General features: G+C 75.1%; 8 protein-coding genes. 4 read left to right on the top strand and 4 right to left on the bottom strand.

Annotation, left to right across the window (positions count from 1 at the left end; translation table 11 throughout):
- Positions 1-78: 78 nt before the first annotated feature.
- Positions 79-708: a TetR family transcriptional regulator gene (locus ABZY91_RS40785; protein ID WP_355409156.1), complete on the bottom strand. Its 630-nt coding sequence runs from the start codon at positions 706-708 to the stop codon at positions 79-81.
- Positions 709-770: 62 nt separating this feature from the next.
- Between ABZY91_RS40785 and ABZY91_RS40780 the strand changes: the two genes are divergently transcribed.
- Positions 771-1,724 (top strand): hypothetical protein, encoded by a 954-nt coding sequence (locus tag ABZY91_RS40780; RefSeq protein WP_355409154.1) that lies wholly within the window; start codon positions 771-773, stop codon positions 1,722-1,724.
- Between the two features lie 101 nt (positions 1,725-1,825).
- Here ABZY91_RS40780 and kynU read toward each other — a convergent pair whose 3' ends face one another.
- On the bottom strand, positions 1,826-3,052 hold the full coding sequence (gene kynU / locus ABZY91_RS40775; RefSeq protein ID WP_355409152.1) for a kynureninase: 1,227 nt from the start codon (positions 3,050-3,052) through the stop codon (positions 1,826-1,828).
- Positions 3,053-3,096: 44 nt separating this feature from the next.
- On the bottom strand, positions 3,097-3,927 hold the full coding sequence (locus ABZY91_RS40770; RefSeq protein ID WP_355409150.1) for a tryptophan 2,3-dioxygenase family protein: 831 nt from the start codon (positions 3,925-3,927) through the stop codon (positions 3,097-3,099).
- Positions 3,928-4,191: 264 nt separating this feature from the next.
- On the opposite strand from ABZY91_RS40770, the gene ABZY91_RS40765 reads away from it, so the two are divergent.
- Complete coding sequence (locus ABZY91_RS40765; protein WP_329878892.1) at positions 4,192-4,626, top strand: Lrp/AsnC family transcriptional regulator; 435 nt, start codon at positions 4,192-4,194, stop codon at positions 4,624-4,626.
- Positions 4,627-4,715: 89 nt separating this feature from the next.
- Positions 4,716-5,267 (top strand): NADPH-dependent FMN reductase, encoded by a 552-nt coding sequence (locus ABZY91_RS40760; RefSeq protein ID WP_355409148.1) that lies wholly within the window; start codon positions 4,716-4,718, stop codon positions 5,265-5,267.
- Positions 5,268-5,368: 101 nt separating this feature from the next.
- On the opposite strand, the gene ABZY91_RS40755 is transcribed toward ABZY91_RS40760, so the two are convergent.
- Positions 5,369-6,004 carry a MarC family protein gene (locus ABZY91_RS40755; protein ID WP_329878890.1) on the bottom strand — a complete coding sequence of 212 codons (636 nt, stop codon included), beginning with the start codon at positions 6,002-6,004 and terminating at the stop codon, positions 5,369-5,371.
- A 207-nt stretch (positions 6,005-6,211) separates the two neighbouring features.
- Between ABZY91_RS40755 and ABZY91_RS40750 the strand changes: the two genes are divergently transcribed.
- Complete coding sequence (locus ABZY91_RS40750; protein WP_329878889.1) at positions 6,212-6,772, top strand: DoxX family protein; 561 nt, start codon at positions 6,212-6,214, stop codon at positions 6,770-6,772.
- Positions 6,773-7,310 lie beyond the last annotated feature (538 nt).

The following is a 7,310-nucleotide window of genomic DNA, read 5'->3' as shown; positions in this document are numbered from 1 at the left end:
CCGGTCACCTCGACCGGGCGGCCCGGTCCGTTCCCACCGGGACCGGCGCCCACCCGGGGTGCGCGGTCCGGTGGCCGTTCACCGGGTGGGCGGCCACCCCGCGAGGCCCGACCCCAGCAGGCCGAACCCCGCGGTCACCGCGGCTTCCACCCTCGTGCGGACCGCGTCCACCGGCTCGCCCGCCACCATGCCCCGCCGGATCTCCGCGAACACCGCCCGGTGCGCCCCGGCGATCGCGCCCGCGACCAGCCGGGGGAGCGGGGCGTCCGCGGGTGTCCCGGCCTCCTCGGCCAGTGCCGCCGCCAGCGCCCGCTCGGCGCGCTCGCCCAGATCGAGCAGCCGCGCGCGGAGCGCCGGGCTCTCCGCGACCAACCGCCAGAACACCGCCGCCTGCGGGCTCAGCCCGTACGTCGGCTCGCCCGCGTCCAGCCCGGCCAGCAGGTCCGTCCGGACGGCGTCCACGACGGACGCGCCCGCCGGACGCTCCCGCACCACTCGCGCCAGGTGACCCTCCACCTCGTCCTGCCGGTCGAAGAAGAGGTCCTCCTTGGTGGGGAAGTAGTTGAACACCGTGTTGGGCGAGACCCCGGCGGCCCGGGCCACCTCGACCACGGTCACCTGCTCGAACCCGCGCTCGGCGAACAGCCCCATGGCGGTGTCGGCCAGCAGGGCGCGGGTCCGGTGCTTCTTGTCCTCGCGAAGTCCCATGCCGAAATCATAGTGCCGCACCAAACTTGCAGTGACATCAATAATTTCGGCTACGGTGAGGCATGACCTTCACCTTCGGCATCTATCCCGGCGGCCTGCTCGGCGACGACACCGGCACGGTCGCACCCGTGAGCCCCGACGACCCGGACCGGATCACGGCCGCGCTGCGTGACCTCCAGGGCGGGGCGCCCACCCTGCTCGTCCGCGCCTACCGCTCGTACCCGGAGGGGCCGGCCACCCCGCCCACCCCGGCCGGGCCGGAGCGCTACGCCGTCGAGGGCCGCCGGCTCGACCTCGTCCTGCAGTTCCGCGAGCCGACCGGACGGCTGGACGGCTGGCTCGACTTCGTCCGGCGGACCGTCCGCACCGAGGGCCACCGGATCGGGGTGCTCCAGATCTGCGAGGAGCCGAACGCCGACTCGCCGGTGCTCGACGGCTCCGTCCCGAACGTCCGGCAGGCCCTGGTCCAGGGGGTGGTGGCGGCCAAGGAGGAGGCACTGGCCTGCGGCCTCGACCTCGCGGTGGGGTTCAACGCGGTGCTGACCTTCGACCCCGCCGACACGTTCTGGCCGGACCTCGGCGCGCTCGCCGACGAGCGGTTCCACCGCGCGCTCGACTACGTCGGTCTGGACTTCTTCCCCGACGTCTTCCGCCCCGTCCCGGCCGAGCGGCTCGCCGAGGTGGTCGCGGCGGTGCTCGCCGGCTTCCGGAAGGAGAGCGTCGCCGCGGCCGGTATCGGCCCGGCGGTGCCGATCCGGATCTGCGAGCACGGCTGGCCGACCGGGCCGGACCGCTCGGAGGGGCGGCAGGCCGAGGTGGTGGAGGAGGTGGTCCGGACGGTCGCGGGCCTCGCCGCCGAGCTGAACGTCACCGGCTACGGGCACTTCGGCCTCCGGGACGCGGACAGCGCCGGCCCCGGTCTCTTCCACCACTTCGGCCTGCTCCGGGACGACTACACGCCCAAGCCGGCCTTCGGGGTCTACCGGCGGCTGATCGCCGAACTGACGGCGGTCTGAAGCCGGCCCGACGACGGCCCCGACGGAGGTCCGGCGGCGGCGGCCCCGGCCCGACGACGGCCCCTCGCCCGGTCCTGCGGGGGAGGGGCCGCCCGGGCCGGTCAGGTCACCTCGCCGCGGCGGGCGAAGCGCTCGTCCTTCCACTCGCCGCTCTCCAGCACCTCCGCCAGGTGCCGCGCGGCGTCCCACACGTCGGTGTACGAGAGGTAGAGCGGGGTGAAGCCGAACCGCATGAGGTCCGGCGCCCGGAAGTCCCCGATCACCCCGCGCGCGATCAGCGCCTGCACCACCGGGTAGCCGTCGGCGTGCCGCAGCGCGACCTGGCTGCCCCGCCGGGCGTGCTCCCGCGGGGTCGCCACCTCGATCCCGTCCAGCCCCTCCACGAGCGAGACGAACAGGTCGGTCAGCGCCAGGCTCTTGGCCCGGACGGCGGCCCGGTCGACCCGCTCCCAGACGTCCAGCGAGGACTCCAGCGCGGCCTGTCCGAGCAGCGAGGGCGAGCTCGTCAGGAAGCGGCCGATGCCGTCCTTCGGCGCGTAGCCCGGCTCGAAGGCGAACGGGCGGGCGTGTCCGAACCAGCCGCTCAGGGGCTGCTCCGGGCCGACCTCCAGGTGCCGGCCGGCCACGTAGAGGAAGGCCGGCGAACCGGGTCCGCCGTTCAGGTACTTGTAGGTGCAGCCGACCGCGAAGTCCGCGCCGCTCGCGCCGAGTTCGACCGGAAGCGCGCCCACCGAGTGGCAGACGTCCCAGATCATCAGCGCCCCGGCGGCCTGCACCCGGGCGGTGATCCCGGGCATGTCCAGCAGCTCGCCGGTGCGGTAGTCGACGTGCGAGAGGACGACCGCGGCGACGTCCGCGTCCAGGTGGGCGTCCAGCTCCGCCGGGTCCACCAGCAGGCTGCGGGCGCCGGGGACGAGCCCGGTCACGCCCTCGGCGATGTACAGGTCGGTCGGGAAGGCCGCGCCGTCGCCGAGCACCGCCCCCCGACCGGGGCGCAGCCGCAGGGCGGCGGTCAGCACCTTGAACAGGTTCACCGAGGTGGTGTCGCAGACCACCACCTCCTCCGGGGCGGCTCCGACCAGCGGCGCGATCCGCCGGCCCAGCCGGTACGGCTGCTCGAACCAGCCCGCGTCGTTCCAGCTGCGGATCAGCTCCCGGCCCCACTCCTCCTCGACGACCTGCCGCACCCGCCCGGGGGTGCGGACCGGCAGCGCGCCGAGCGAGTTGCCGTCCAGGTAGACCACCCCCGGCGGGAGGGCGAACTCCCCGCGGAACGCCGCCAGCGGGTCGGCGGCGTCCAGCGCCCCGCACTCCTCGCGCGTGATCATGCCCAGCCTCTCGTTCGTTCTGCCCGTGTCGCCGGCCGCGCCGGTCACAGCTCGTTCCGGACGGTCCACAGCTCCGGGAAGACGTCCTGCTCGGCCGCGCGGCGCAGCCAGGTCAGGCCGCTCGAACCGCCCGAGCCGGGCTTGGCGCCCATCGACCGCTTCACCGACGCCAGGTGGCGCTGACGCCAGCGGGTCACCCGTTCGGCGACGTCCAGCAGCGCCTCGGCGAGCGGCAGCAGCCCGGCGAACTCCGGCTCCGTGTAGACCCGCCGCCAGGCCGCCGTCACCGCCTCGTCCTCCTGGTACCGCTGGTCGGACGCCTCGTGCGGCACCGCCAGGCCGCGCCGGGCCAGCAGCGCCAGCGCGTCGTCGTACAGACCGGGGGCGTGCAGCACGCCGGTGAGCTCGGCGAGCGTCTCCGGGGTGTCCCGGTACATCCGCAGCAGCGCGGCGTTCTTGTTGCCGATCAGGAACTCCAGGTGCAGGAAGGCCGACGACTGGAAGCCCGAGGCCTCGCCGAACACCGAGCGGAAGGCGTTGAACTCCTGCGGGGTCAGCGCGGCCAGCAGGTCCCAGGACTCCACCAGCACGTCCTGGGCGTGCGTGCCGCGCCGCAGCGCGGCCAGCGCGGTCGGCAGGTCGTCCTCGCGCATCGCCTGCTGGGCGAGGGTCCACTCGTGCCGCAACAGGTCGAAGAGCAGCTCCATCACCTGGGTGGTGACGATGAACGAGAGTTCCGCCGGGACCTTGCTGAGCGGGTGCTGCAGGCTGTGCAGTTCCTCCAGCCGGGCGTAGCGGGCGTACGGGGTGCCCCGACCCGGCTCCCCGCCCCGACCGAACGACAGGCTGGGTGTCTCCACCGTGTCGTGACCCATGCCGATCCCTTCTGGTTCTGCGGCGACGGACATCCAGGGGTCCGACAGCCGGACGGCCGATAACCGGACGGGCCCGGAATTCGGTCCTGCCGCCCCGGACGTCGCCGCGGCCCCATTGTGCGGCGGCCCCGGCCCGCATTTGAATGGGTGGCGGGCACGGTAACCGCGACCGGGCCTGTCGTACGAGAGGCGTTTTCCCGATTCTCCTCACGATCGCAAAGCAGCGGGATCCAGCCACTCGAAACCGATCCGCGAGGAGCCGTGATGGACGCCGTCGACCGCCGTCTGCTGGCCGAGCTGCAGGCCGACGCCCGGCTCTCGTACAACGAACTCTCCCGCCGTGTGAGCCTCTCCGCACCCGCCGTCGCCGAACGCGTGCGCCGTCTGGAGGCCGACGGGGTGATCACCGGCTACCACGCCCACGTGGACCTGACCCGCTCCGGGCTGCCGATCACCGCCCTGGTGCAGATCCAGTGCTACGGACCGCGCTGCCTGCTGCGCGACCCCGCGGTGGCGGCCTGGCCGGAGGTGCTCCAACTGCACCGGGTGACCGGAGGGGCCTGCTGCGTCCTGCTGGTCGCGGTGCCGACGATGGCCGACTTCGAGGCGCTGACCGACCGGCTCGGCGGCTACGGGCAGCCGTCCAGCTCGATGATCCTCTCCAGCCCGGTGCCCTGGCGGCCGGTGGAGGTGCCGTAGCCCGGGGGCGGAAGCGGTGCACGGGCGGCCGGGCGGCGTGGACGGCCCGGCGGCGGACCGGGGCCGGCGGAGGGAGTAGGTTCCTCGCCATGCCGAACGACCCGAACGACCGTCACATCCTGCTGCTCCCGGGCAGCCTGCGCGCCGGATCCGCCAACGAGACGGTGCTGCGCACGGCCGCCGCCGTCGCGCGCGTCACCGAGGGCATCACCGCCACCTACTACACGGGTCTGGGCGGGCTGCCGCACTTCAACCCGGATCTGGACACCGACCCGCTGCCGGAGCCGGTCACCGGGCTGCGGGCCGCGATCGAGGCCGCAGACGCGCTGCTGATCTGCGCCCCCGAGTACGCGGGCACCCTGCCGGGCGCCTTCAAGAACCTGCTGGACTGGACGGTGGGCGGCATCGAGATCGCGGAGAAGCCGGCCGCCTGGATCAGCACGGCCGGGCCGGGCCGGGGGCTCGGTGCGGAGGAGGCGCTCCGGACCGTGCTCCGGTACACCGGGGCGGTCGTGGTGGAGGAGGCCTGCGTGCGGGTCCCGCTGGCGCGCGGGGACGTCGGGCCGGACGGGCTGGTCGCGGACCCGCTGGTGCGGGACCGGATCGGCGAGGTGATGGTCCGGCTGACCACGGCCGGCTGAGCGGGGCGGGCCGACCACGGCCCCACCCGCCCGGCGCCGTGCCGGCCGCCTCCCACGCCGGGCCGCCTCCCATGCCCGGCCGCCGCCCTGCCCGTCGGGGCTCAGTGCCCGTCGGGCAGGTGCAGGCCCAGCCCGGCCAGTCCGTTCAGGAACAGTTCGACGCCGACCGCCGCCAGCAGCAGGCCGAGCAGCCGGGAGACCACCTCCAGCGAGGTGCGGTGGGTGTGGCGCATCAGCGGGGCGAGGACGGACACGCAGACGTAGTTGATCAGCACGACGGCGAGGTACGCGCCGGCCACGGTGACCCGCCAGCCCCAGTCGTCCTTGGTGAGCGAGCCGACCAGCACCGCGGTGACCGCCAGCGGGCTGGCGATGTAGGGCAGCAGCAGTTCGCGGATGCCGTCCACCATCGGGTTGGCGAGGTGCTCGTCCTCCTCGTCGGTGCCCCCGCCCAGGTGGACGCCGAAGACCAGTGCCATCGCGTAGGTGAAGAAGATCGTCCCGCCGGCCAGCTGCAACGACTGGTCGCTGATGTGGAACAGCGACGTGACGAAGTCGGCGCTGAAGGCGAGCACCACGCCGATCACCGCCGAGATGATCGTGCTCCAGGCGGCCAGCCGGCGCAGCTCCGCGGTGGACCGGGTGCCGGCCAGCCGGGCGAAGGACAGCAGGACCTTCGGCGGGCCCACGACGGCGAAGAAGGCGATGAAGGCGCTGCTCAGGTTGAAGACGAACATGGGCCAAGCATCCCTTCGGCGGTCGGCGCGGTCCGGCCGCCACGCCCCCGGGCACGGTGTCGTCCGGCGCCGGCCACGCCGGTGGCGGTTCATTCCCGGCCGGGCCTGAAATCGCCCGGATGGCGGCCCCGAGTCGAGCCGCCGGGCGTCGTCCGGTGCTATGGAAACCGGATCGTCCCTCCGCTGGTGACTGGAAGAGGATGCGACATGGCTCTGAACCGTATCGACCTGGGCCTGCTGGCCCTGCGCGGTGCCGTGGGCGGGGTGTTGATCGCCCACGGCACCCAGAAGCTGTTCGGCTGGTTCGGCGGCGGTGGCCTGGACGGCACCGCCAAGGCGATGGAGGCGATGGGCTTCCACCCGGCCCGGCAGAGCGCCCTGGCGGCGGGGCTCGGCGAGGCGGGCGGCGGCGCGCTGCTGGTCGCCGGCCTGGCCACGCCCGCGGCCGGCGCCGTGGTCGCCGGCACCATGGCGGGCGCGGTCGCCGTGCACGCCCCGGCCGGGTTCTTCATGACCTCGGGCGGCTACGAGTACCCGGCCTTCCTGGGGGCGGCCGGTCTGGCGCTGGGGCTGGCCGGCCCCGGCCGGTACTCGCTGGACCACCTGACCGGGCACGTCTTCAACCGGCCGTGGGTCGGCGTGCTGGCCTTCGCCGGCAGCGCGGCCTCGGCGTACGGGGTGGTGGCGCGGCGCCGGCACGTCGTCCGGTTGCAGGAGGAGCGGGCGGCGGTGGAGGCGCAGGAGCAGGAGGGCGCGGGGCTCTCCTGAGCACCTGCGGGCGCTCCCCGGGGGTGTGCCGGGCCGACCCCCGGCCGCCCTCCGGGGCGCGCCGGGCGCCGCTCCGGCCTCCCGCCCGGGCACCGCGGCCCCGGGTCTGCGGTGCCGGGTACCGCCCCCGGGGCACCGCCGGGCTCCCGCCCGGGTGCCCCGGGGGCGGCTCCGGAGGGTGCTCACCCGAACGCACCAGCCCTGATGGCAGGCCCGCCCCGGCCCCCGGAGGGTGGGCGGGAGGCGTGCCGGGCCCTCCGGCGCAGGCCAGAATCGAGGACCCCGATGGATCGCCAGCCGCTCAGCCGCACTGCGGCTCCGTCCCGCCGGACCGTCGCCCGGCCCGGGCCGACCGCGCGGGACCGGGCCGCCCCGCCCCGGCCCACCGTCCAGGACCAGGCCGCGCCGGCCGTCCGCCCGGCCCGCCCGGGGCGGGGGGGGGGGGTGGGGGCCGGGTCCGCCCGTGGGGGGGTGGCCGGACGGGACGGCGGGTCAGTCCTCGCCGGGGCCGCAGATGCCCAGCGCGTACCACCACACC

This window comes from Kitasatospora sp. NPDC002965 (genome assembly GCF_040611255.1).
Lineage (GTDB): Bacteria > Actinomycetota > Actinomycetes > Streptomycetales > Streptomycetaceae > Kitasatospora.
This window is presented reverse-complemented; position numbering and strand designations above follow the sequence as displayed.

Coding starts and splice junctions, on each gene's coding strand:
- ABZY91_RS40785 (WP_355409156.1), bottom strand. CDS start 708: ATGGGACTTCGCGAGGACAAGAAGCACCGGACCCGCGCCCTGCTGGCC.
- ABZY91_RS40780 (WP_355409154.1), top strand. CDS start 771: ATGACCTTCACCTTCGGCATCTATCCCGGCGGCCTGCTCGGCGACGAC.
- kynU (WP_355409152.1), bottom strand. CDS start 3,052: ATGATCACGCGCGAGGAGTGCGGGGCGCTGGACGCCGCCGACCCGCTG.
- ABZY91_RS40770 (WP_355409150.1), bottom strand. CDS start 3,927: ATGGGTCACGACACGGTGGAGACACCCAGCCTGTCGTTCGGTCGGGGC.
- ABZY91_RS40765 (WP_329878892.1), top strand. CDS start 4,192: ATGGACGCCGTCGACCGCCGTCTGCTGGCCGAGCTGCAGGCCGACGCC.
- ABZY91_RS40760 (WP_355409148.1), top strand. CDS start 4,716: ATGCCGAACGACCCGAACGACCGTCACATCCTGCTGCTCCCGGGCAGC.
- ABZY91_RS40755 (WP_329878890.1), bottom strand. CDS start 6,004: ATGTTCGTCTTCAACCTGAGCAGCGCCTTCATCGCCTTCTTCGCCGTC.
- ABZY91_RS40750 (WP_329878889.1), top strand. CDS start 6,212: ATGGCTCTGAACCGTATCGACCTGGGCCTGCTGGCCCTGCGCGGTGCC.